The sequence below is a fragment of the Rhodobacter capsulatus genome (genome assembly GCF_005144475.1).
Classification (GTDB): Bacteria; Pseudomonadota; Alphaproteobacteria; order Rhodobacterales; family Rhodobacteraceae; genus Rhodobacter; species Rhodobacter capsulatus_C.
This window is the reverse complement of record NZ_SWJZ01000063.1, coordinates 12,992-33,048: the sequence shown is the minus strand read 5'-3', so window position 1 is coordinate 33,048 and position 20,057 is coordinate 12,992. Positions and strand designations below refer to the sequence as shown.

At 67.8% G+C, this 20,057-nt stretch carries 18 protein-coding genes; 13 read left to right on the top strand and 5 right to left on the bottom strand.

Features of this window, described 5'->3' with window-relative positions:
- Positions 1-41: 41 nt before the first annotated feature.
- Positions 42-1,055, top strand: coding sequence for a betaine--homocysteine S-methyltransferase (gene bmt, locus FBT96_RS14450; RefSeq protein ID WP_136907854.1), 1,014 nt, complete (start codon positions 42-44; stop codon positions 1,053-1,055).
- Between the two features lie 96 nt (positions 1,056-1,151).
- On the opposite strand, the gene FBT96_RS14445 is transcribed toward bmt, so the two are convergent.
- The gene (locus FBT96_RS14445) at positions 1,152-2,258 is read right to left on the bottom strand and encodes a PA0069 family radical SAM protein (protein WP_136907852.1); all 1,107 of its coding nucleotides are present in this window, start codon (positions 2,256-2,258) and stop codon (positions 1,152-1,154) included.
- 166 nt (positions 2,259-2,424) lie between these two features.
- On the opposite strand from FBT96_RS14445, the gene FBT96_RS14440 reads away from it, so the two are divergent.
- The 3 genes from FBT96_RS14440 (at position 2,425) to FBT96_RS14435 (ending at position 4,077) form a co-directional block, all read left to right on the top strand.
- Positions 2,425-3,123 carry a corrinoid protein gene (locus FBT96_RS14440; RefSeq protein ID WP_136907850.1) on the top strand — a complete coding sequence of 233 codons (699 nt, stop codon included), beginning with the start codon at positions 2,425-2,427 and terminating at the stop codon, positions 3,121-3,123.
- A 160-nt stretch (positions 3,124-3,283) separates the two neighbouring features.
- Positions 3,284-3,451: a hypothetical protein gene (locus tag FBT96_RS20795; RefSeq protein WP_169583483.1), complete on the top strand. Its 168-nt coding sequence runs from the start codon at positions 3,284-3,286 to the stop codon at positions 3,449-3,451.
- On the top strand, positions 3,448-4,077 hold the full coding sequence (locus FBT96_RS14435; RefSeq protein WP_136907849.1) for a DUF1638 domain-containing protein: 630 nt from the start codon (positions 3,448-3,450) through the stop codon (positions 4,075-4,077). The genes FBT96_RS20795 and FBT96_RS14435 overlap by 4 nt, the downstream gene beginning before the upstream one ends.
- Positions 4,078-4,116: 39 nt before the next feature.
- On the opposite strand, the gene FBT96_RS14430 is transcribed toward FBT96_RS14435, so the two are convergent.
- Positions 4,117-5,007, bottom strand: coding sequence for a bestrophin family protein (locus FBT96_RS14430; protein ID WP_136907847.1), 891 nt, complete (start codon positions 5,005-5,007; stop codon positions 4,117-4,119).
- Between the two features lie 194 nt (positions 5,008-5,201).
- On the opposite strand from FBT96_RS14430, the gene FBT96_RS14425 reads away from it, so the two are divergent.
- The 3 genes from FBT96_RS14425 to FBT96_RS14415 all read left to right on the top strand — a co-directional run bounded on the left by FBT96_RS14425 (position 5,202) and on the right by FBT96_RS14415 (position 6,954).
- Complete coding sequence (locus FBT96_RS14425; RefSeq protein ID WP_136907845.1) at positions 5,202-5,894, top strand: AzlC family ABC transporter permease; 693 nt, start codon at positions 5,202-5,204, stop codon at positions 5,892-5,894.
- On the top strand, positions 5,891-6,229 hold the full coding sequence (locus tag FBT96_RS14420) for an AzlD domain-containing protein (protein WP_136907842.1): 339 nt from the start codon (positions 5,891-5,893) through the stop codon (positions 6,227-6,229). Before FBT96_RS14425 ends, FBT96_RS14420 begins: the two co-directional genes overlap by 4 nt.
- A gap of 62 nt (positions 6,230-6,291) precedes the next feature.
- On the top strand, positions 6,292-6,954 hold the full coding sequence (locus FBT96_RS14415; protein ID WP_136907840.1) for a GntR family transcriptional regulator: 663 nt from the start codon (positions 6,292-6,294) through the stop codon (positions 6,952-6,954).
- A 24-nt stretch (positions 6,955-6,978) separates the two neighbouring features.
- On the opposite strand, the gene FBT96_RS14410 is transcribed toward FBT96_RS14415, so the two are convergent.
- Positions 6,979-8,370 (bottom strand): aspartate aminotransferase family protein, encoded by a 1,392-nt coding sequence (locus tag FBT96_RS14410; RefSeq protein ID WP_136907838.1) that lies wholly within the window; start codon positions 8,368-8,370, stop codon positions 6,979-6,981.
- A gap of 340 nt (positions 8,371-8,710) precedes the next feature.
- Here FBT96_RS14410 and FBT96_RS14405 point away from each other — a divergent pair, with 340 nt between their 5' ends.
- From FBT96_RS14405 to FBT96_RS14380, 6 genes are all read left to right on the top strand, one after another.
- The gene (locus tag FBT96_RS14405) at positions 8,711-9,772 is read left to right on the top strand and encodes an ABC transporter ATP-binding protein (RefSeq protein WP_136907835.1); all 1,062 of its coding nucleotides are present in this window, start codon (positions 8,711-8,713) and stop codon (positions 9,770-9,772) included.
- 1 nt (position 9,773) lies between these two features.
- Positions 9,774-10,682, top strand: coding sequence for an ABC transporter permease (locus FBT96_RS14400; RefSeq protein WP_136907833.1), 909 nt, complete (start codon positions 9,774-9,776; stop codon positions 10,680-10,682).
- The gene (locus FBT96_RS14395; RefSeq protein ID WP_136907831.1) at positions 10,675-11,481 is read left to right on the top strand and encodes an ABC transporter permease; all 807 of its coding nucleotides are present in this window, start codon (positions 10,675-10,677) and stop codon (positions 11,479-11,481) included. The genes FBT96_RS14400 and FBT96_RS14395 overlap by 8 nt, the downstream gene beginning before the upstream one ends.
- Before the next feature lie 32 nt (positions 11,482-11,513).
- Positions 11,514-12,539 carry an extracellular solute-binding protein gene (locus tag FBT96_RS14390; protein WP_136907829.1) on the top strand — a complete coding sequence of 342 codons (1,026 nt, stop codon included), beginning with the start codon at positions 11,514-11,516 and terminating at the stop codon, positions 12,537-12,539.
- Positions 12,540-12,611: 72 nt separating this feature from the next.
- Complete coding sequence (locus tag FBT96_RS14385; protein WP_249306510.1) at positions 12,612-14,285, top strand: amidohydrolase; 1,674 nt, start codon at positions 12,612-12,614, stop codon at positions 14,283-14,285.
- A 122-nt stretch (positions 14,286-14,407) separates the two neighbouring features.
- Complete coding sequence (locus tag FBT96_RS14380; protein ID WP_136907825.1) at positions 14,408-16,903, top strand: putative bifunctional diguanylate cyclase/phosphodiesterase; 2,496 nt, start codon at positions 14,408-14,410, stop codon at positions 16,901-16,903.
- A gap of 6 nt (positions 16,904-16,909) precedes the next feature.
- Here the strand turns inward: FBT96_RS14380 and FBT96_RS14375 are convergent, their stop codons facing one another.
- Both FBT96_RS14375 and FBT96_RS14370 read right to left on the bottom strand, forming a co-directional pair.
- Positions 16,910-17,683: an NYN domain-containing protein gene (locus tag FBT96_RS14375; RefSeq protein WP_136907823.1), complete on the bottom strand. Its 774-nt coding sequence runs from the start codon at positions 17,681-17,683 to the stop codon at positions 16,910-16,912.
- A gap of 85 nt (positions 17,684-17,768) precedes the next feature.
- Complete coding sequence (locus tag FBT96_RS14370) at positions 17,769-20,039, bottom strand: heavy metal translocating P-type ATPase (RefSeq protein ID WP_136907821.1); 2,271 nt, start codon at positions 20,037-20,039, stop codon at positions 17,769-17,771.
- Between the last annotated feature and the right edge of the window lie 18 nt (positions 20,040-20,057).

Genomic DNA, 20,057 nt, shown 5'->3' with positions numbered 1-20,057 from the left:
TCGTGGCAGGGAGAGGCCGACCTTGGTTCAGGAGAGGCCCGATGACCAACACGCTTTCCCGCCTGCTGAAATCCCGCGACTGGCTCTTGGCCGACGGGGCCACGGGGACGAACCTGTTCAACATGGGGCTGTCCTCGGGCGAGCCGCCGGAAATGTGGAACATCGAACACCCGGACCGGATCGCGAAACTTTACGGCTTCGCGGTCGAGTCGGGCTCGGACCTGTTCCTGACGAACACCTTCGGCGGCAATGCGGCGCGGCTGAAGCTGCACAATGCGCAGGGCCGGGTGCGCGACCTCAACCGCATCGCCGCCGAGATCGGCCGCGAGGTCGCCGACAAGGCGGGCCGTCCGGTCGCCGTCTGCGGCTCGGTCGGGCCGACGGGCGAGATCTTCGCGCCGATGGGCACGCTGACGCATGACCTCGCCGTCGAGATCTTCCATGAACAGGCCGAGGGCCTGAAAGAGGGCGGCGCCGATGTGCTCTGGGTCGAGACGATCTCGGCGCCCGAAGAATACAAGGCCGCCGCCGAAGCCGCCCGCCTTGCCGGGATGGAGTGGTGCGGCACGATGAGCTTCGACACCGCCGGGCGCACGATGATGGGCGTCACCTCGGCGCAGATGGCGGCGCTGGTGGAAAAACTGCCGAACCCGCCGCTGGCTTTCGGCGCCAATTGCGGCGTCGGCGCGGCCGATCTGATGCGGACGCTGATGGGTTTCGTCGCCACCGGCACCGAACGGCCGCTGATCGCCAAGGGCAATGCGGGCATTCCGAAATACCACGACGGCCACATCCATTACGACGGCACACCGGAGCTGATGGGCGATTACGCCTGCCTGGCGCGCGATGCCGGGGCGACGATCATCGGCGGCTGCTGCGGCACGATGCCGGTGCATCTGCAGGCGATGCACGAGGCGCTCTCGACCCGTCCGCGCGGGCCCCGCCCGAGCCTTGAGGAGATCGCCGCGAAACTGGGCGCCTTCTCCTCGGCCTCGGATGGCACCGGCGATGACGACGGCCCCACCCGCGAGCGCAAGGGCCGCCGTCGCGGCTGATCCAAAGCTTTGAAAAGAGCGTATTTTTGCCAAGAAGAAACGGCATGGTTTCTTCTTGGTGCAAATACGCATCCCCCCTTGCCGGAGGCGCAGGTGTCAGAACAGTTCGAGCTGCTCGCCCGCGCGGGGGGGCACGGCAAAGCGCGTGCAATCCAGCGGCGGCAGCGCGGCGGCCAGGCTGAGGCGGCGGCAGGACACTTCGAAACGGCGGGCCAGAAGCTCGGCCTCGGTGCCCTCGCCCTCCATCCGCGTGGTGAAGCGCGGATCGTTCAGCTTGCCGCCCCGGAAGGCCGCGATGGCGTTCAGCACCTTTTCCGCCCGCAGCGGGTAATGCCGCGCCAGCCAGTCGGCGAAAAGGGCCGCGACCTCGTTGGGCAGGCGCAGCGGAATCATCTCGGCCGCCCGGGCGCCCGCCCGCCGCGCCTCGGTCAGGATCGCTTCGAGCGCCGCATCGGTCAGGCCGGGAATGATCGGCGCGGCCATGACGCGCACGGGGATGCCCGCCCGCGCGGCCTCGCGGATGATCCGCAGCCGGGTCTGGGGCGTCGGCGCGCGCGGTTCGAGCTTGCGCGCCAGATCCTCGTCGAGCGTCGTCAGCGACACCGCCAGATGCACGAGATTGCGTTTCGCCATCGAACCCAGCAGATCAAGATCGCGCAGCACCCCGGCGCCGCGGGTGGTCAGCAGCACGGGATGGTTGAAATCGCTCAGCACCTGCAACAGGCCGCGGGTCAGGCCCCATTCCGCCTCGATCGGCTGATAGGGGTCGGTGGCGGTGCCCAAGGCGATCGGCGCCACCGCATAGCCGCGTTTCGACAACTCGCGCGCCAGAAGATCGGGCGCCTCGGGTTTCGCAATCAGCCGGGTTTCGAAATCGAGCCCGGCCGAGAGGCCGAGGAAGCCATGCGTCGGCCGCGCGAAGCAATAGATGCAGCCATGCTCGCAGCCGCGATAGGGGTTCACCGAGCGGTCGAAGGGCACATCGGGGCTCTGGTTTCTGGTGATCACCGATTTCGGCCGCTCGACGCTGACCTCGGTGCGCAAAAGCCTGTCGTCCTCGACCAGATCCCAGCCGTCGGGCTCGACGATCCGCGCATAGGGTTCGAAGCGGCCGACCGGATTCGCAGCCGCCCCCCGCGCGCGCAGGCGTTGGCGCGGATCGGCAGGGGGCAGGTCGAGCGGCAGGGGCAAAGCGTGCATCATGGGCGAAAACTAGAACGAAATGAGAACATTTCGCAAGAGATTCGCCCCGGGTCCTTTGCGCACACAGAGACGCCGCGTCGGGGACGGACCGGCGCATGTCGCAAAACGGCAAGTAATCGAAGCCTTTTTTCCGCATCACAAAAGCAAGCACGCGCAGGAGACAGCCATGGCCGATGAAGACGACATCATCCTTTCGGAACTCGACGATGAAGAGCTTGTGCAGCAGATGCACGACGACCTCTACGACGGCCTCAAGGAAGAGATCGAAGAGGCGGTCAACATCCTGATCGCGCGCGGCTGGACGCCCTATGACGTCCTGACCAAGGCGCTGGTGGCGGGGATGACGGTCGTCGGCAACGACTTCCGCGACGGGATCCTGTTCGTGCCGGAAGTGCTGCTCGCCGCGAATGCGATGAAGGGCGGCATGGCGATCCTGAAGCCGCTGCTGGCGGAAACCGGCGCGCCGCGCATGGGCAAGATGGTGATCGGCACGGTCAAGGGCGACATCCACGACATCGGCAAGAACCTTGTCGCGATGATGATGGAGGGCGCGGGCTTCGAGGTCGTCGATATCGGGATCAACAACCCGGTCGAGAATTATCTTGAAGCGCTGGCCCGTGAGGAGGCCGACATCCTCGGCATGTCGGCGCTGCTGACGACCACGATGCCCTGCATGAAGGTCGTGATCGACACGCTGAAGGAAAAGGGCATCCGCGACGATTACATCGTTCTGGTGGGGGGCGCGCCCTTGAACGAGGAATTCGGGCGGGCGATCGGTGCCGATGCCTATTGCCGCGACGCCGCCGTGACGGTGGAAATGGCCAAGGCGATGGTGGCGCGCAAGCACAACCAGATGGGCGCCTGAGGCTGGGCAGATGGGCGCCTGAGGCTGGGCAGATCGGCGCCTGAAGCCGGGCAGATCGGCGCCTGAGCGTTTCCAGCGATGATTTCGAAAGGTCCCGACCCGGTTCGGGGCCTTTTCTTTTGCCACCGAGCCCCCATATTGAGGATATGGAGAATGACCGATGCAGCCGATGCCCCTTCCGCATTTCCTGATGATGCTCCTTGCGGTGATCGCGGCCGCGGGTCTGACGATCTTTCTGGCGGTTCAGTCCGGGCTGTCGCTGGCGGTGCTGGGTCTGGGGGCGCTGATCGGAGCCTGTCTGATCCGGATGCTGGCGCGGGTGGAATGATCTCGGACGAAGCGCTGACCGAGGCGGGGCTGCCCCCCGACGGGCGCGGCCGGGTGCTTCTGATCGCCTGCGGGGCCTTGGCGCAGGAGATCGTCGCGCTGAAAACTGTGAACGCCTGGGATCATCTGGATCTGACCTGCCTGCCCGCCAATCTGCATCTGTGGCCCGAGAAAATCACCGCCGCGGTGATCGAGGCGGTCGGAAAGCATCGGCGCGATTACGACAGCATCCATGTCGTCTATGCCGATTGCGGCACCGGCGGGCAGCTGGCCGAGGCCTGCGCGCGGCTTGGGGTCGCGCTGATCCCCGGGCCGCATTGCTATGCGTTTTTCGAGGGCAACGACCGCTTCGCCGCCCATGCGGACAGCGAAATCACCGCCTTTTACCTGACCGATTTTCTGGTCCGGCAGTTCGACGCCTTCGTCTGGCGGCCGATGGGCTTTGACCGGCACCCAAGCCTCATTCCGATGATGTTCGGCAATTACGAGAAGCTCGTCTATCTGGCGCAGACCGAGGATGCGGCACTGGAGGCCAAGGCCGCGGACTGTGCGGCAAGGCTTGGCCTGCGTTACGAGCGGCGCTTCACCGGCTATGGCGATCTGGCGGCGGAACTGGCGCGGCTTTGACCGCCCCGCCCTGGCCGCCCCTGACCCGCCCGCACGCGGTCAGCTCAGCAGATAGTCCACCGGCGCCAGCGGCGCGGGCGCCTCTTCGCCCAGATGCGGCGCCAGGCTGATCTCCATCGCGCGGCAGATCGCATCCAAAGGCAGCGCATTCGGCGAGGTCCCGAACGGATGCGACATCTCCTCGGAGACCTCGGCCAGCCCCAGAAACACATAGGCGACGATGGCGACGATCACCGGCGTCAGCCAGCCCGCCGCCGCAAACAGCGCCACCGGCAGCAGCAGGCAATAAATGTAGATCGTGCGATAGATCAGCAGCGAATAGACAAAGGGCAAGGGCGTGCCCGCGATGCGTTCAGTGCCCGCCTGCGCCAGCGTGATCGCGGCCAGCCGCTGCGACAGCGCCCGCGCCCCGAAGCCGTCGATGCCCCCCGCCCGATGCGCCGCCGCCAGCCGCGCCGTCAGCCGGTCCAGCGCCGCACAGGCCGGATTGGGCGTGCCCGCCAGATCGGGCGCAAGGCGCAGCGCCTCGGGGTCGGCCGCGATCCCGCGCAGCCCCGCCCGGTGCAGATGCGCAAAGGCCAGCGCATCGCGCAGCACCTCGGCGCGCAGGACGGGATCGGCGATGAACACCTCGGCCTCGCGCGCCAGCATCCGCAGATCGGCGAGCAATCCGCCCCACAGCCGGCGCGCCTCCCACCAGCGCTCATAGGCGGCGTTGTTGCGAAACCCCAGAAACAGCGACAAGGCGAGACCGAAGACCGTCACCGCCACCGGATCGACCACCGGCAGCACCTCGAAGCGCAGCCCGAGCCCGGTCAGCAGCGTCGCCGCCACCGCGACGACCGCCACCGGCCGCACCACCGCAGGCACGATCGAGCCCTTGAGCGCGAAAGCAAGGTCGAGCGGGCTGGGCTTGTCGCGCAGGATCATCGGGCGTCCTTTCGGGTTTGCCCCTCCTTGGGCCGCATCGGCGCGGCGGGCAAGGCCCCGGCCCGTCACGTTTCGCCACGAATGCGCGAGCGCGCGCCCCTGCCCAAGGACCGGGCAGCCGCGATTGATTTGCGGGCTTGCGGCCGATATACCGCAGGCGTCCCGGCCGGTTGCAGGGCCCAAGCGGAGCAAGCATGACCGACACCCCCCGTTTGCGCGACGGTTTTCTGGCCGCCATCCCCTTGATCCTGGGCTATTTTCCCATCGCCTTCTCGTTTGGCGTCGCGGCCATTCGCGCGGGGTTGAGCCCGGCCGAGGCGGTGATGTTCTCGGTCGTGATCTTCGCGGGCGCGGCGCAATTCCTGGCGCTGGCGCTGGTCACCAGCGGCGCCCCGCTGCTGATCTCGGCGGCCACGCTTGCGGCGATGAACCTGCGCCATGTGATGTATGGCCCGGCCCTGCTGGAAAAGGCGGGCCCCGCCGCCAGCACGCGGTTTTCCTGGGCCTGGGGCTGGTGCCTGACCGACGAGGTCTTCGGCGCGAGCCTTGGCGCACTGGCCCGCGGGCAGCGCTTTTCCGAAGGCTTCATCGGCGGGCTTGGCCTGGGCGCCTATCTGTCGTGGATCGCGGGCACCGCCGTTGGCGCCGCCACCGGGGGCGAGGCGCTGAACGCCTTCCCCGCCCTTGATGCCGGGCTGGACTTCATGCTGCCCGCGCTCTTCCTCGCGCTGCTGCTCTCGATCCTCGACCGGCGCCAGCTTGGCCCGGTCGCCGTGGCGGTCGGCGCGACGGTTCTGGGCAGCCTGCTGCTCAGCCCGACCTTGGGCATCCTTGCCGGGATCGCCGCGGGCGCCGCCACCGGAACCTTGCAGAAAGGCCGCGCATGAGAACCGACCTTCTTGCCCTGGCCGCATTGACCGGCTTGGCCACCTGGGCCTTTCGCGTCGTGCCGACGAAACTGCCGCTGGCCAAAGGCAGGCCCGATGGCCCGCTGCGGCGCTTCTTTGCCGCCACCGGACCGGCGGCGATTGCGACGCTGTTCACCGCCTCGCTGCTGCCGATGCTGCAAAGCCCGGGCACCGCCCCCCTGCCCCTCGGGCTTGGGACGACGGCTGTGCTGCTGGTCTGGTTTGCCCGCCGCTCGGTCGTGCTGGCGACGCTGGCGGGGGCTGCCGCCTGCGGGCTTGCCACCTTCGCCGGGCTCGGCGCCCCCGGAATTTGATCATCTTTCGCGGGGGCCAAAAACCCGCTATCCTGCCCCGGCCCGCCGCCGAAAGGATCCCTGTGGACAGTCTTGCCGCAAAAGAACCCGCGCATCTGAGCGTCTATCGCGGCATCCGCGATCTGATCCTGTCGGGCGATCTGGCGCCGGGCCATCCGGTCACCATTCAGGGGCTGGTGGCGCGGCTTGACGCGGGCGTGACCCCGGTGCGCGAGGCGATCCGGCGGCTGACCTCGGAAGGGGCGTTGCAGTTTCACGACAACCGCCGCGTCACCGTGCCGGTGCTCAGCGTGGCGCAGGTCGACGAGCTGATCTTTGCCCGCAATGCGCTGGAACCCGAGCTGGCCCGGCAGGGCGCGGCGCGGGCGCAGGCCGCCGATATCGAGACGCTGGCCGCGATCGACGCCGCCCATACCGCCGCCATCACGCAGGGCAACACGCGGCACTACATGGTGCAGAACCACCGCTTTCACATGACGCTTTACGCGCTGGCCGGGACCGAGGTGATCCTGCCGGTGGTGGAGGCGCTTTGGCTGCGGTCCGCCCCGGCGCTGCGGGTGATGTGCGGGCGCTTTGGCACCTCGAACCTGCCCGACATGCATCAGGCGGCGCTTGCGGCGATGCGGGCGGGCGACCCCGCGGGCGTGGCCGAGGCGATCCGGCTGGATATCCTGCAGGGGATGGAAAACGTCCGCGAGCTTCTGATCGAGGCACAGCCCGGCTGACCCGCCGGGCCGTGCAAGCCTGCGTCAGGCGCTTTGGTTCAGCCCTTCGGCAGTGATCCGCGCCAGCGTTTCATCGAGCGATTTCAACGCCCGTTCGATCAGGATGTCGATTTCGGCGGGGGTGATCACCAGCGGCGGCGAGATGATCATCCGATCGCCGACATGGCGCATGACCAGGTTGTTGGCAAAGCAGCGCTCGCGGCAGATATAGCCCACCGTGCCGGATTTCGCGGCGAATTTCGCCCGGGTTTCCTTGTTCGGCGTCAGCGCGATCGAGCCCATCATGCCGATGATCTTCGCCTCGCCCACCAAGGGATGCGCCGCCAGACCTTCCCATTTCGCCTTCAGATACGGCGCGGTTTCCGCCGCCACCCGGGCGACGATCCCGTCCTCGTCCAGCAGGCGCAGGTTTTCCAAAGCCACCGCCGCGGCGACCGGATGGCCCGAATAGGTGTAGCCATGCGCGAATTCATCGGACCCGTTGATCACCGCCGCGACCCTGTCCGAGACGATCGAGGCCCCCATCGGGATGTAGCCCGAGGTCAGCCCCTTGGCGACAGTCATGATGTCCGGCGTGATCCCGAAGGTCTGGCAGCCGAACCAGTTGCCGGTGCGGCCAAAGCCGGTGATGACCTCGTCGGCGATCAGAAGGATGTCGTATTGGCGGCAGATGCGCTGGATTTCCGGCCAGTAGGTCGCGGGCGGAATGATCACGCCGCCCGCCCCCTGCACCGGCTCGCCGATGAAGGCGGCGACGTTTTCGGCGCCGATCTCAAGGATCTTTTCTTCCAGCTGACGGGCGCGGGCCAGACCGAAATCGTCGGGGGTCATGTCGCCGCCCTCGGACCACCAGTCGGGCTGGTCGATATGCACGATCCCCGGGATCGGCAGCCCGCCCTGCGCATGCATCCCCTTCATCCCGCCCAGGCTCGCCGCGCCCATGGTCGAGCCGTGATAGCCGTTCCAGCGCGAAATGATCACATTCTTTTCCGGCTTTTCCAGCGCCTGCCAGTAGCGCCGCACCATGCGAATGTTGGTGTCGTTCGAATCCGAGCCCGAGCCGTTGAAGAAGACATGGTTCAGATCGCCCGGCGCAAGCTCCGCCAGACGCTTCGCCAGCTGGATCGCCGGGATATGCGAGGTCTGAAAGAAGGTGTTGTAAAACGGCAGCTGGCGCATCTGCCGGGCGGCGGCCTCGACCAGCTCTTCGCGGCCGTAACCGACGTTGACGCACCAAAGCCCGGCCATCCCGTCAAGGATATCAGCGCCTTCGCTGTCGGTCACCCAGACACCCTTCGCCTTGGTGATGATCCGCGCGCCCTTTTTCGCCAGCCCGTCGCCATCGGTGAACGGGTGCATGTGATGGGCGGCGTCAAGCGCCTGCAATTCCGCAGTGGGAAGATGATTTTCGAACATCGGCTGTCCTTTCCGGTCTGGGTGCCGCCGCGCGGCACGTCGCGCCGGGTGCGGCGCGGCAGCGGGCCCGATGGCCCCTTGGCAAAATATGATCAAATTATGAGGCAAGGTCAATCCGCTCTCTGCGCGCGGCACGCAGGCGGCCCCGCGCCCGGGATCGATTCGGCTGCACCACAGCATTGCAACCGGCGCGAGAGCACGCCACACCCTGCCCCGGCCAGGCGCGATGAATTTATGTGCAGTCGATCAAGGATTTCGCGGCGCCCGCAAGAAACCCTTGCCAGCGCGACGGATCGCCACAACACTCGGCCCAATATGATCAAATCCGAAAGGATCCGGCGTGGCTGCTCCCATCATCTCGGCGCGCAATCTGGTGAAGGCTTTCGGCACGGGCGACTTTGCGGTGCGCGCGCTCGACACCGTCTCGATCGACATTCAGCCCGGCGAATTCTTCACGCTTCTGGGCCCCTCGGGCTGCGGCAAGACCACTTTGTTGCGGCTGTTTGCGGGGTTTGAAATGCCCAGCGCCGGGACGATCCTGCTGGATGGCGAGGATGTGACGGTGCTGCCGCCGAACCGGCGCCCGATCAACACGGTGTTTCAAAGCTATGCGCTGTTTCCGCATCTGAGCGTGGCGGAAAACGTCGGTTTCGCGCTGAAGATGCAGGGCAAGCCGCGCGCCGAGATTGCCGAGACGGTGGCGAAGATGCTGGCCCTTGTGCGGCTTGAGGCGATGGCCGGGCGCAAGATCACCCAGCTTTCGGGCGGCCAGCAACAGCGGGTCGCGCTGGCGCGGGCGCTTGCCCCGCATCCCAAGGTGCTGCTGCTCGATGAGCCGCTGTCGGCGCTCGATCTCAAGCTGCGCAAGGAAATGCAGATCGAACTCAAACGCTTGCAGCATGAAACCGGGATCACCTTCATCTTCGTCACGCATGATCAGGAAGAGGCGCTGACGATGTCCGACCGCATCGCGGTGATGAGCGCGGGCAAGGTGCAGCAGATCGGCACGCCGAAGGAGATTTACACCCATCCGGTCAACCGCTTCGTCGCCGCCTTCATCGGCGAGACGAATTTTCTGGATGCGGTGGGGGAAACCGGCGGCGCGCGGCTGTCGACGGGCGATCTGATCGCGGTCGAGGGCGTGCTGCATGGCCCCGTCACCGTGGCGATCCGGCCCGAGCAATTGCGGCTGGTCGCGCCCGAGACCGTGGGCGCGCTGGCCGCCACGGTGCGCGATCTGGTTTATTTCGGCACCGACACGCATTGCCACATGGCGCTGACCGACGGCACGGCGCTGACGGCGCGGCTGCAAAGCCCGGCCAGCGGCGATATCGGTCTTTCCGTCGGCGACCGGGTCGGCGTGCTGCCGATGCCCGGCGCCGCGCAGATGCTGAGGACGTAAGATGAGCGCCGCCGAGACCGCCCTGCGCGCCCGCACCACCCGCACGGCCTGGGCGCTGGTCACCCCGGCGCTGATCGTGCTGGCCGCCGCCGCCATCGGCCCGCTGGTGCTGGTGCTGATCTATTCCTTCCTGACGCCGGGCGATTACGGCAATGTCGTCTGGAGCTTCTCGCTTGAGGGCTGGCAAAAGGTGGTGGTCGAGCGCGACATCTTCGACGACAGCCTGCATCTGGCCGAGGCGCATCTGAGCATCTTCTGGCGCTCGGTCAGCCTGTCCCTTGTCACCACCGTCCTGTCCTTTTTCGCCGGGTTTCCGACCGCCTGGTTCATCGCCACAAGGCCCGCCAACCAGCGCGCGATCTGGCTCTTCCTGATCACCCTGCCGTTCTGGACCAACCTTCTGATCCGCACTTTCGCGATCAACCAGATCATCCGCAACGAGGGGCTTTTGAACACCGTCTTGCTGAATCTTGGCGTGATTTCAACGCCCTTGCAGATGACCTATACCGAGGGGGCGCTGCTTGTCGGCATGGTCTATGTCTATCTGCCGCTGATGGTGCTGCCGCTTTACGCGGCGCTGGAACGCTTCGATCTGCGGCTGCTTGAAGCCGCCTATGATCTTTACGCGACGCGCTGGCAGGTGCTGACCCGCGTCGTGCTGCCGATCGCGCGGCCCGGCATCGTCGCGGGCTCGATCCTGGTTTTCGTGCCCTGCCTTGGCGCCTATGTGACGCCGCGGCTGCTGGGCGGCGGCAAGCTGATGATGCTGGGCAATTTCATCGAGCTGCAATTCGGGCAGGGCCGGAACTGGCCTTTGGGCGCGGCGCTGTCGATCGTGCTTCTGGTGATCGTGATGGCGGCGCTGCTGGTCTATGTCCGCGCGATCAACGGAGAGAAACGCCATGGCTGAGCCCAAGCCCTTCCATGTCGCCGATCTGCCGGGCGTCGGCCCGACCGCGCTTTTGGTCTTTGCCGGGCTTTATGCGCCGATCCTGACGCTGGTGGTCTATTCCTTCAACGCCTCCCCCTCGATCGCGACCTGGGACGGCTTCACCTTTGACTGGTATCTGAAGGCCTGGGGCAATGCCGCGGTGATGAATGCGGCGGCGAATTCGCTGATCGTCGCGACGCTGGCGGCCGTGCTGTCGACGGCGCTGGCGACGCTCGCAGCCCTTGGCACCACCCGCCGCCCGGCGTTTTTCGGCATCACCGCGGTCTATGCGGCGATCAACCAGCCGCTGATGGTGCCCGAGATCGTCACCGCCGTCGCCCTGCTGATCGTCGTCGCCGCGATCAAGGCCGCGACGGGCTATGCGGGGCTGGGCTATCTGGTCGTCGCGCATACGGCCTTTTGCATCCCCTTCGCCTATCTGCCGATCCGCGCGCGGCTGGAAGGGATGGATCTGACGCTGGAAACCGCCGCCGCCGATCTTTACGCGAGCCCCTGGCAAAGCTTCCGCTTCGTCACCCTGCCGCAGCTGGCGCCGGGCATTCTGGCCGGGGGGATGCTGGCCTTCGTCACCTCGCTTGATGATGTCGTGATCACCGAATTCATCAAATCGCCCGGGCAGGACACCCTGCCCACCTACATGCTCGGCCAGCTGCGCCGCGCCATGACCCCCGACATCAACGCGCTGTCTGCCGCCCTGCTGGGGCTGACGCTGGTGCTTTTGTCGGGATTTTTCCTGCTCAGCCGCCGCAAGAGCTGAGATGAAACGACGAACCAACCGGGAGAGACCCAATGAAAAGACTGCTTGGCGCCACCGCCATCCTGCTGTCCAGCGCGACGCTTGCCGCCGCCGAAGGGGAGCTGTTTCTCTATAACTGGGGCAATTACACCAGCCCCGAGATGGTCAAGAAGTTCGAGGACACCTACAAGGTCAAGGTCACGATCACCGATTTCGACAGCAACGACACGGCCTTGGCCAAGGTCGAGGCGGGCGCCTCGGGCTTTGACCTGGTCGTGCCCTCGGCCGGGTTCGTCGGCATCTATGCCGAAAAGGGGCTGATCGAGAAGCTCGACCTGAGCCGCCTGCCGAACCACAAGAACATCGCGCCGCAATGGCTGGACGTCGCCTGGGACAAGGGGCGGGAATGGTCGATCCCGTGGCAATGGGGCTCGACCGGGGTGTCGGTCAACACCAAGGTTTACCCGGGCGACATCAACACCTCGGCCATCTTCATGGACCCGCCGCCGGAACTGGAGGGCAAGATCAACGTCATTCCCGAAATGGGCGACGTGATGGCGATCGCCACGATGTATGCGGGCGGCAGCGTCTGTTCGGATGATCCCGCCGTGATGAAGAAGGTCCGCGACACGCTTTTGGCGGCGAAGCCGAAGTGGCTGTCGATGGATTATTCGACCGTCGAGAAGATGACGAACAATGATTACGCCGCGACCGTCGACTGGAACGGCTCGGCGATGCGGGCGCGGCTGGGCAACAAGGACGTGGCTTACGGCTATCCGAAGGAGGGCTACGGCCTCTGGATGGACAATGTCGTGCTGCTGAAGGACGCGAAGAACGTCGAGAATGCCTATCTTTTCATGAACTTCATCATGGAGCCTGAAAACGCCGCGATGCTGTCGGCCTTTGCGCGCTATGCGAACGGGATCGCGGGCTCGGAAGCCTTCCTGCCCGAGGACATGAAGACCGCGCCCGAGCTGACGCCGCCCGCGGAACTCGCCGACAAGGGGCAGTTCGTGACGATCTGCACCGGCAAGGCGCTCGACTATCAGAACGCGATCTGGACCGAGCTGCAGAAGTAAGCCTCTGCCCTTGCCTGTCCGACCACGCCCCGACGCCCGGGGCGTGGCCCCTTCCCCATGAAAGCGCCCTTCATGCCGACCCCCGATCTGATCCTGACGAACGCCCGCCTCCTGACGATGGATGACGCGCGCCCCACCGCCGAAGCCATCGCGCTTGCAGGCGAGACGATCCTGGCCCTTGGCTCCACGCCCGAGATCGAGGCGCTGGCCGGTCCGGCAACGCGCGTCATCGACGCCGCGGGCCGCACCGTCCTGCCCGGGTTTTTCGAGGGCCATGTCCATCTGGGCCTTGGCGGGGCGGAACTGGCGCATCTTCACCTCGATCACCTGCACGGGATCGAAGAGGTCGCGGCGGCTTTCCGCGCCTTTGCAAACACCCATCCCGACCGGCCGATCCTGATCGCGCAGGGCGCGGATTACGGCATGCTGGACCATCCGATCAGCCGCCACGATCTGGATGCGATGATTGCCGATCGCCCGATCGCGATGATGTCGCATGACCACCACACGGTCTGGGCCAATTCCGCCGCGCTGGAAGCCACCGGGCTGATGCAGGGCGCCGCCATGCCGCATGGGCACGAGGTGGTGCTGGACGAAGCCGGTCTGGCGACGGGCGAGCTGCGCGAATTCGAGGCTTTCGGCCCGATCATCGCGCTGGGCGGCGAGGCGCGGATCAATCTGGGCATCGCCACCGGCGAGGAACCCGCGACGCCCCCCACGGCCGAGGAGCGTGCCGCCGACAAGGCGATGCTGCTGGCCGGGATGCAGCATTGCGCGAAACACGGGGTCACCAGCGTCGTCAACATGGACGGCAACCGCTACACCCTTGAATTGCTGTCCGAAATGCAGGCCGAGGGCAGGCTTTTGCTGCGCGTCAAGGTGCCCTTCCATTTCAAGCCGCACATGGATCTGACCGCGCTTGACCGGGCGTCCGACATGATGCGGGATTTCGACAACGACTGGATCAGCTCGGGCTTCGTGAAGATGTTCATGGATGGCGTCGTCGACAGCCGCACCGCCTATATGCTGAACGAGTACATCGACGCGCCCGGGCACCGCTCGGAACCGCTCTTTGCGCCGGAAACCTTCAACGCCATCGCCACCGAGATCGACCGGCGCGGGTTGCAGATCGCCGTGCATGCGATCGGCGACGGCGCGGTGCGGGTGACGATCGACGGCATCGCGGCGGCCCGGGCGGCGAACGGCCCCCGCGACGCCCGCCACCGCATCGAACATATCGAGCTGATCGACCCCACCGACATTCCCCGGCTTGGCGCGCTGGACATCACCGCCAGCCTGCAGCCGCCGCATCCGCCCGGGGCGATGGAGTTTCCGCTTGAACCGACGCTGAGCCGGATCGGCCGCGCCCGCTGGCCCGATGCCTATCTGTGGAAGACGCTCGCCACGACGGGCGGCGCGCAGATCGCCTATTCCAGCGACTGGCCGGTGACGGATGTGTCCGTGCTGCGCGGCATTCATGCCGGGGTGACGCGCAGGCCGTTCGAGGGCTGCCGCGACGAACGCCTGAGCCTGATCGAGACCCTGCGCGCCTATACGGCGGGCGGCGCCCGGGCCGCGCATCGCGACCATGTGACGGGCCGGCTTGCCCCCGGCATGGCGGCCGATCTGGTGATGCTGGGCGGCGACATCGAGGCTTGCGCGCCGGAAGCGATCCCGGGTCTCGGCATCGCGCTGACCGTCTGTGGCGGGCGTATCCTGTGGGAGGATCCCGGCAAAACGCCGTAAGCCGCGGTGCGGCCGCGCCGACCGGGACGAACAGCCACTTTGCATTTTGCAAAATCCCTGTATCCTTTCGGGACCGTCCCCCCAAGGGACGGCCCCGCCCTGCGTCGCGCGTCGGAGACACCATGACCGCCCCGCCCCCTCCCAGGATTCCCGAAGACGCGGACCTCCGGACCGCGCGGCCCAACGGGCTGTACGGGGTCTGGCAGCGCACGATGATCTGGCGCGCGCGGGCGTCGCGGCGGCGGCAGGTTCTGGCCGGGCTGGGGCTGATCGCGGCCGGAACGGCGCTGCGCGAGCTGCTGCATGCGCTGGGCGCCGAGCTGAACTACCTGCCGCTCTTGCCCACGGTGACGCTGGCCGCGGCCTTCCTGCGCGTCGAGATCGGCCTGGGCGTGGTCGCGCTGACCGCGCTGCAAATCCATTTCCTGTTCGTGCCGCAGGCCGGGCCGGGCCACACCCTCGCCCAGCTGATCTATGTCGCGGCGGCCGGGTTCATCGTGCTTCTGGCGGATCTTTTCTTGCGGGCGCAACGGGTTGCCCTGGCCGAAAGCCGCCGCGCCGATCAGGTGGAGCGGCTGCATGCGGCGGTGATCGAATATTCGAACGATGCGATCCTGACGCACCGGCTCGACGGCATCGTCACCACCTGGAACCCGGCGGCAACGGTGATGCTGGGCTATCACGCCGACGAGATGATCGGTCGGCCGGTGCTGGATCTGTGCGGCGCCGAGGCCGATTACAGCGCCGGGCTGTTCGCCCGGCTGCGCGCGGGCGAGACGGTCGAGCATTTCCAGACCCGGCTGCGCACCCGCGATGGCCGTCTGATCGACGTCTCGACCACGCTCTCGCCGATCCGCGATCCCGCGGGCGCGATCATCGGCATCTCGACGATCCTGCGCGACATCACCGAACCCATGCAGATCTTCGACGCGCTGCGCAAAAGCGAGGAAAAGCTGCGCTTCGCGCTGGAGGCGGCGCGGGCGGGATCGTGGCAATGGCACTGCCTTGAAGATCGCGCGAGCTGTTCGGAACGCTTCTTGCGGCAGCACGGGCTTGACCCCGCGGCGGGGCCGGTCACGCTGGCCGGGTGGCTGGCCTGCCTGCATCCCGAGGACCGCGCCGGGGTGCGGGCGCTGGTGCTGGGGGCGCTCGAATCGGGCGTGCGCGATCTGGCGTTGCAATATCGCGTGGCGCTGCCGGACGGGCGCGGGCCGCGCTGGATCGAGACCTTCGGGCGGTTCGAACGCGACGCCGAGGGGCGGGCGCTGAAGGTCAGCGGCATTTCCTTTGACGTCACCGACCGCTTCGAGGCGGTGGAGCGCATCGCCTATCTGGCGCATCACGACGGGCTGACCGGCCTGCCGAACCGGGCGCTGTTTCTCGACCGGCTCGAGGCGGCCCTGGGGCGGGTGCGACAGACGCGGGGCTGCGCGGTGCTGCTGATCGATCTCGACCGTTTCAAGGAGGTGAACGAGACGCTGGGCCATGCGGCGGGGGACAGGCTTTTGTGCGCGGTGGCGGCGCGGCTGCGCGCCGAGGTCAGCGCGGCCGACACGCTGGCGCGGCTGGGCGGCGACGAATTCGCCGTGCTTCTGACCGAGACCGAGGCGCCGCAGACCGTGGGGGCGCTGGCGGAACGGCTGCTGGCCGCGATCGAGGCGGAGTTCGATCTGGACGGGCGGCGCATCAGCATCGGCGCCAGCCTCGGGATCGCCATGGCGCCCTCGGACGGGCTGGGCCCGAAGGCGCTGGTCAAGGCCGCCGATGTGGCGCTGTGCCGGGCCAAGGCCGACGGCTCGGGCTGTCTGCGGTTTTTCGCGCCCGAAAGCGACAGCCGCATGCAGCAGCGCCGGGCGCTGGAAAGCGATCTGCGCCGGGCCTGGGCCGCGCGCGATTTCCAGCTGTTCTTCCAGCCGATCCTCGAGATGAAGACGCGGCGGGTCTCCTGCCTCGAGGCGCTGCTGCGCTGGCACCACCCCGAGCGCGGCTGGGTCTCGCCCGAGACCTTCATTCCGCTGGCCGAGGAAATGGGGCTGATCGTGCCGATCGGCGAATGGGTACTGACCGAGGCCTGCGCGGCGGCGGCGCGCTGGCCGGGCAGCCTGCGGGTGGCGGTCAATCTGTCGCCGGTGCAGCTGGCGCATATCGGTCTGGCCGAGGCGATCATGGCGGCGCTGCGGCGCACCGGGCTGGCGGCGAACCGGCTGGAGCTGGAAATCACCGAGACGGTGATGATGAAGGAGACCCCGGCGACGCTGGCGACGCTGGAGCGGCTCAAGGGGATCGGGCTGCGCATCGCGATGGATGATTTCGGCGCGGGCTATTCCTCGTTGCGCAACCTGCAGCGGTTTCCCTTTGACAAGGTGAAGATCGACCGCGCCTTCACCGCGGGTCTGGGCACGTCGCAGCAAAGCGCGGCGATCGTGCGGGCGGTGACGGGGATGTGCCAGAGCCTCGGCATGGTCTCGACCGCCGAGGGGGTGGAAACCGAGACGCAGCTGGCCGCGCTGGCGCGCGAAGACTGCACCGAGGTGCAGGGCTATCTGTTCAGCAAGCCCGTTCCCGCGGCGCAGGTGGCGGCGCTGCTGACCCGGCTTGACGGGCTCAAGGTCGGCTGAGCGGGCTCAGACGACCTTGAGCCGCTGGGGCGCGGAACCTTGAAGGGCGCGCACCCGCGCCTCCGGACCGCGGGGGTCAAGATGGTAAAGGTCTGGCCGTGCTTTCAGATAGGCCCGCCAGGTGCCTTCGGACGTGTTGCCGATATTCACGTTGTGAAGCTTCTTCATCAGTTGATTCAGCTTTTCAATCCGCAGCCCTCCCTTGGCTTCGGGCTGCACTCTGAAGAGGTCAAGGATCTTGTGATCAAGGGCAGTGATAGCTGGCTGCGCCGCAGGTTGTTTCGGCACGGCGACGGGTTTCGGCGCGGGCGGCGGGGCGGCTTTCTGCACCGTCGGTTGCACCGGCTTCGGGGGCGGTTGCGGCACGTCTTTCGCCTCGGCGGGCGGCGACAGCGTCAGGAAGGTCTCGCAGGCGTCGCGAAAGATCTGCGGCGTCTTCGTCTCGCCGATCCCGGTCACCTGCCGCCCGTATTCGCGCAGGCGCAGCGCCAGATGGCTGAAATCGCGGTCCGAACTGGCGATCACGAAGCGGTTCACCCCCTCGCGCAGCGCCAGCTCCATCGCATCGAGCGCCAAAAGCAGGTCCGAGGCATTCTTGCCCGTGCCCGCATGCATCAGCCGGAACCCCTGCGGACCGCCCTGCCAGTCCGATGTCTTTTGCGCATCCAGATAGACCCGCCGCACCGTCACCGTGCCCAAGTCCCGCGACCAAAGCGCGATCTGCCCGGCATATTTGGCCGAAAGATTGTCGCCATCGACCAGAACCGCCACCGTTTCCATAAGCCCTCGTCACCTCTGCACCGCGCGCAACCGCAGGCTGCGCAGAAAATGCGACAAAATTCAGGCGCTTCGGCGCGGCGTTGCGTCACGCCGCGCGGCGCGGATCATAGCGCAGCAGACGCAGCGCATTCGCCGTCACCAGCACCGTCGCCCCGGTATCGGCCAGAACCGCGATCCAGAGCCCGGTGATCCCGAAAACCGAGGTGACCAGAAACACCGCCTTCAGCCCCAGCGCGATCGCGACATTCTGGCGGATGTTGCCCAGGGTCTGCCGCGACAGCCGGATCAGCGCGGGCAGATCGGTCAGGTCGTTGCGCATCAGCACCGCATCGGCGGTCTCGATCGCTACATCGGTCCCCGCCCCGATCGCCACGCCGACATCGGCCGCCCGCAGCGCCGGGGCGTCGTTGATGCCGTCGCCCAGCATCAGCACGCCCCCCTGCCCCGAAAGCCGCGTCACCTCGGCGCATTTGTCCTCGGGCAAAAGCCCCGCCTTGACCGCAAGCCCCAGGGGTGCCGCCAACGCCCGCGCCGGGGCCTCGGCATCGCCGGTCAGCATCACGCTTTCAAGCCCAAGCGCCCGCAACGCGGTCAGCGCCGCGCCCGCCTCGGGCCGGGGCTCGTCGCGCAGGGCGAAAAGGCCCTGCGGAACGCCGTCGCGGGACAGCTCGACCACGGTCTTCGCCTCGGCCTGAAGCGCCGCCGCCTGCGGGCTGCCCGCGGCAGGCGCCGCAATGCGCCAAAGCGCCCCGGCGATCTGCGCCTCTGCCCCCACCCCCGGGATCACCCGGGCGGCGGTGGCGGCGGGGGCCGTGACCCCCTCGGCGGCGGCGCGCGCCAGGATCGCCCGCGCCAGGGGATGCGAGGATCCCGCCTCGACCGCCGCCGCATGGGCCAGCAGATCCGCGGCCGAGACCCCGGCAGCGGGCAGAAGATCGGTCACCAGCGGGCGCCCCGGCGTCAGCGTGCCGGTCTTGTCCAGCGCCACAAGCCGCAGCCGCGCCAGCGCCTCGATCACCGCGCCGCCCTTGACCAGAAGCCCGCGCCGCGCCCCGGTCGAGAGCGCCGCCGCCATCGCCGCGGGCACCGAAATCACCAGCGCGCAGGGACAGCCGATCAGCAACAGCGCCAGCGCACGATAAATCCAGACGCCCCAATCGGCCCCGGTCAAAAGCGGCGGCAGCACCGCCACCAGCGCCGCCAGACCGACGATCAGCGGCATGTACCAGCGGCTGAAGCGGTCGATGAACCGCTCGACCGGGGCCTTGGCCGCCTCGGCCTCGGCCACCATCCGCGCGATCCGCGCCAGCGTGCTGTCCGCCGCCGCGCGGGTCACGCGCAGCCGCAACAGCGCCTCGGTGTTGATCGATCCCGCCAGAACCCGCTCGCCCGGGCGGCGCGTCACCGGCACGCTTTCCCCGGTCACCGCGCTTTCATCGAGGCCCGAGACCCCCTCGACGATCTCGGCATCGACCGGCGCGCGGTCGCCCGGACGCAGCCGCAGGATCTGCCCCGGCTGCAAGCGCGCCGCCGCCACCTCGCGCGGTTGTCCGTCCACCTCCAGCAGCGCGGTTTCCGGCATCTGCCGGGCCAGCGCCCGCAGCCCGTCGCGCGCGCGGGCGGCGGCAATCGATTCCAGCAACTCGCCGAGGGCAAACAGCACCACCACCATCGCCGCTTCGGCCGCGGCGCCGATCGCCAGCGCGCCGATGGCAGCCACGGTCATCAGCATCTCGATGGTGAAGGGCTGCCCCGTCCGCGCCAGCGCGAAGGCCTGCCGCGCCACCGGGAAAAGCGCGCCGAGACAGGCGAGCGCGAAGGCAGGCGCCGCCAGCGCGGGCAGCGCAAGCGCGACGCCCCAGGCGAGGGCCAACCCGCCCGCCGACCAGGCCAGCCGCGCCGCCTTCGGCCCGCGAAGCCAGGGCGCGGCGGGCAGCACAAGAGCGGGGGCCGCCTCGGGTGCAGCCTCCGGCGCGGGGGCTGCCGCACCGCAGCCGCAACCGCCACAGCCGCAGTCCGGGGCGCCGCCGTGGTCGTGCCCGTGCCCGTCATGCGCGTGCCCGTGATCATGCCCATGGTCATGCCCGCTTTCGGGCCGCCGCAGCACCGGCACCGGCGGCGCGGCGCCGATACGGGTGATCGTGTAACCCAGCCGCGTCACCACCCGCTCCAGCTCGGCCGGGCTGGTCGCGCCGGGGGTCAGCCGCGCCCGCAGCCGCTCGCTCATCAGCGCGATCTCCACCGCATCGACGCCCGGCAGCCGCTCCACCGCGGTGCGGACCTTGCCCGCACAGGCGGCACAATCCATGCCGCCGACCTGCCACTCGCACGATTCGAGCTGGGAAATATTCGTCATATCAACCTCTTGCATCAC

What these genes read in the sequence shown, in the direction of transcription:
- bmt (WP_136907854.1), top strand. Translation starts at nt 42, where the DNA reads ATGACCAACACGCTTTCCCGCCTGCTGAAATCCCGCGACTGGCTCTTG.
- FBT96_RS14445 (WP_136907852.1), bottom strand. Translation starts at nt 2,258, where the DNA reads ATGATGCACGCTTTGCCCCTGCCGCTCGACCTGCCCCCTGCCGATCCG.
- FBT96_RS14440 (WP_136907850.1), top strand. Translation starts at nt 2,425, where the DNA reads ATGGCCGATGAAGACGACATCATCCTTTCGGAACTCGACGATGAAGAG.
- FBT96_RS20795 (WP_169583483.1), top strand. Translation starts at nt 3,284, where the DNA reads ATGCAGCCGATGCCCCTTCCGCATTTCCTGATGATGCTCCTTGCGGTG.
- FBT96_RS14435 (WP_136907849.1), top strand. Translation starts at nt 3,448, where the DNA reads ATGATCTCGGACGAAGCGCTGACCGAGGCGGGGCTGCCCCCCGACGGG.
- FBT96_RS14430 (WP_136907847.1), bottom strand. Translation starts at nt 5,007, where the DNA reads ATGATCCTGCGCGACAAGCCCAGCCCGCTCGACCTTGCTTTCGCGCTC.
- FBT96_RS14425 (WP_136907845.1), top strand. Translation starts at nt 5,202, where the DNA reads ATGACCGACACCCCCCGTTTGCGCGACGGTTTTCTGGCCGCCATCCCC.
- FBT96_RS14420 (WP_136907842.1), top strand. Translation starts at nt 5,891, where the DNA reads ATGAGAACCGACCTTCTTGCCCTGGCCGCATTGACCGGCTTGGCCACC.
- FBT96_RS14410 (WP_136907838.1), bottom strand. Translation starts at nt 8,370, where the DNA reads ATGTTCGAAAATCATCTTCCCACTGCGGAATTGCAGGCGCTTGACGCC.
- FBT96_RS14400 (WP_136907833.1), top strand. Translation starts at nt 9,774, where the DNA reads ATGAGCGCCGCCGAGACCGCCCTGCGCGCCCGCACCACCCGCACGGCC.
- FBT96_RS14395 (WP_136907831.1), top strand. Translation starts at nt 10,675, where the DNA reads ATGGCTGAGCCCAAGCCCTTCCATGTCGCCGATCTGCCGGGCGTCGGC.
- FBT96_RS14390 (WP_136907829.1), top strand. Translation starts at nt 11,514, where the DNA reads ATGAAAAGACTGCTTGGCGCCACCGCCATCCTGCTGTCCAGCGCGACG.
- FBT96_RS14385 (WP_249306510.1), top strand. Translation starts at nt 12,612, where the DNA reads ATGCCGACCCCCGATCTGATCCTGACGAACGCCCGCCTCCTGACGATG.
- FBT96_RS14380 (WP_136907825.1), top strand. Translation starts at nt 14,408, where the DNA reads ATGACCGCCCCGCCCCCTCCCAGGATTCCCGAAGACGCGGACCTCCGG.
- FBT96_RS14375 (WP_136907823.1), bottom strand. Translation starts at nt 17,683, where the DNA reads ATGGAAACGGTGGCGGTTCTGGTCGATGGCGACAATCTTTCGGCCAAA.
- FBT96_RS14370 (WP_136907821.1), bottom strand. Translation starts at nt 20,039, where the DNA reads ATGACGAATATTTCCCAGCTCGAATCGTGCGAGTGGCAGGTCGGCGGC.